Origin of the sequence: Blautia sp. Marseille-P3201T (assembly GCF_900120295.1) — a bacterium.
GTDB lineage: Bacteria > Bacillota > Clostridia > Lachnospirales > Lachnospiraceae > Blautia.
This window is the reverse complement of record NZ_LT635469.1, coordinates 680,001-682,305: the sequence shown is the minus strand read 5'-3', so window position 1 is coordinate 682,305 and position 2,305 is coordinate 680,001. Positions and strand designations below refer to the sequence as shown.

General features: G+C 52.9%; 1 rRNA gene (running past one end of the window). It reads right to left on the bottom strand.

The features are described from left to right. Positions 1-2: 2 nt before the first annotated feature. Positions 3-2,305, bottom strand: a 23S ribosomal RNA gene (locus BQ7352_RS08300) (it continues 581 nt past the right edge of the window).

The following is a 2,305-nucleotide window of genomic DNA, read 5'->3' as shown; positions in this document are numbered from 1 at the left end:
ATTAGGTCAAGCCCTCGACCGATTAGTAGCAGTCAGCTCCATACATTGCTGCACTTCCACCTCTGCCCTATCTACCTCGTCGTCTTCAAGGGGTCTTACTTCTTTCGAATGGGATATCTCATCTTGAGGGGGGCTTCACGCTTAGATGCCTTCAGCGTTTATCCCTTCCGGACTTGGCTACCCGGCCATGCTCTTGGCAGAACAACCGGTACACCAGCGGTCCGTCCATCCCGGTCCTCTCGTACTAAGGACAGCTCCTCTCAAATATCCTACGCCCACGCCGGATAGGGACCGAACTGTCTCACGACGTTCTGAACCCAGCTCGCGTACCGCTTTAATGGGCGAACAGCCCAACCCTTGGGACCTACTACAGCCCCAGGATGCGATGAGCCGACATCGAGGTGCCAAACCACTCCGTCGATGTGAACTCTTGGGAGTGATAAGCCTGTTATCCCCAGGGTAGCTTTTATCCGTTGAGCGATGGCATTCCCACTTAATACCACCGGATCACTAAGCCCTACTTTCGTACCTGCTCCACCCGTCGGTGTCGCAGTCAAGCTCCCTTCTGCCTTTGCACTCTGCGAATGGTTTCCGACCATTCTGAGGGAACCTTTGGGCGCCTCCGATACCCTTTCGGAGGCGACCGCCCCAGTCAAACTCCCCGCCTGGCATTGTCCCACCGCCGGTTCACGGCGGCTGGTTAGAAACCCAATATCACAAGGGTGGTATCCCAACAGCGACTCCTCATAGACTGGCGTCCATGACTCTTCGTCTCCCACCTATCCTGTACATGCAATACCGAGTCCCAGTACCAAACTGGAGTAAAGCTCCATGGGGTCTTTCCGTCCTGGCGCAGGTAACCAGCATCTTCACTGGTATTTCAATTTCACCGGATGCATTGTTGAGACAGCGCTCAAATCATTACGCCTTTCGTGCGGGTCGGAACTTACCCGACAAGGAATTTCGCTACCTTAGGACCGTTATAGTTACGGCCGCCGTTTACTGGGGCTTAAATTCAAAGCTTCGCTTTCGCTAACCTCTCCTCTTAACCTTCCAGCACCGGGCAGGCGTCAGCCCATATACCTCACCTTTCGGTTTTGCATAGACCTGTGTTTTTGCTAAACAGTTGCTTGAGCCTATTCTCTGCGGCCACATCTCTGTGGCACCCCTTCTCCCGAAGTTACGGGGTCATTTTGCCGAGTTCCTTAACAATGCTTCTTCCGTCGGCCTTAGGATTCTCTCCTCATCCACCTGTGTCGGTTTACGGTACGGGTACGATACAATCAATAGCGGCTTTTCTCGACGCATGGCTCACACACTTCCCTACTTCTGTTCGGTCCGCATCACGTCTTCAGATTGCCTGGCGGATTTGCCTACCAGACTCCTACCTCGCTTGCCCCGGGATTCCATTCCCAGGCTGTGCTTTCCACACGTGTCCCCACAGTTCTGTTCTATCGCAGTACAGGAATTTCAACCTGTTGTCCATCGACTACGTCTTTCGACCTCGCCTTAGGTCCCGACTTACCCAGGGCAGATCAGCTTTACCCTGGAAACCTTAGATATTCGGCCGTAAGGATTCCCACCTTACTCTCGCTACTCATTCCGGCATTCTCTCTTCCATAAAGTCCACAGCTCCTTCCGGTACTGCTTCTTCCCTTATGCAATGCTCCTCTACCAATTCCTTAGAATTCCTCAGCTTCGGTGTCGTGTTTCAGCCCCGGACATTTTCGGCGCAGGACCTCTCGACCAGTGAGCTATTACGCACTCTTTGAATGTATGGCTGCTTCTGAGCCAACATCCTGGTTGTCTTTGAAATCCCACATCCTTTTCCACTTAACACGCACTTTGGGACCTTAGCTGGAGGTCTGGGCTCTTTCCCTTTCGACTATCCAACTTATCTCGTATAGTCTGACTCCCGGTAAGCAATTCTGCGGCATTCGGAGTTTGATATTCTTCGGTAGGCTTTGACGCCCCCTAGGAAATTCAGTGCTCTACCTCCGCGAATCTCTACCGAGGCTAGCCCTAAAGCTATTTCGAGGAGAACCAGCTATCTCCGGGTTCGATTGGAATTTCTCCCCTATCCACACCTCATCGCCACCCTTTTCAACGGATGTGCGTTCGGTCCTCCATTGCCTTTTACGGCAGCTTCAACCTGGACATGGATAGATCACCCGGTTTCGGGTCTGCACATACTGACTCTGGCCCTCTTAAGACTTGGTTTCCCTACGGCTCCGCACCTCTGGTGCTTAACCTTGCCAGCATGCACAACTCGCCGGACCGTTCTACAAAAAGTACGCGGTTCCTC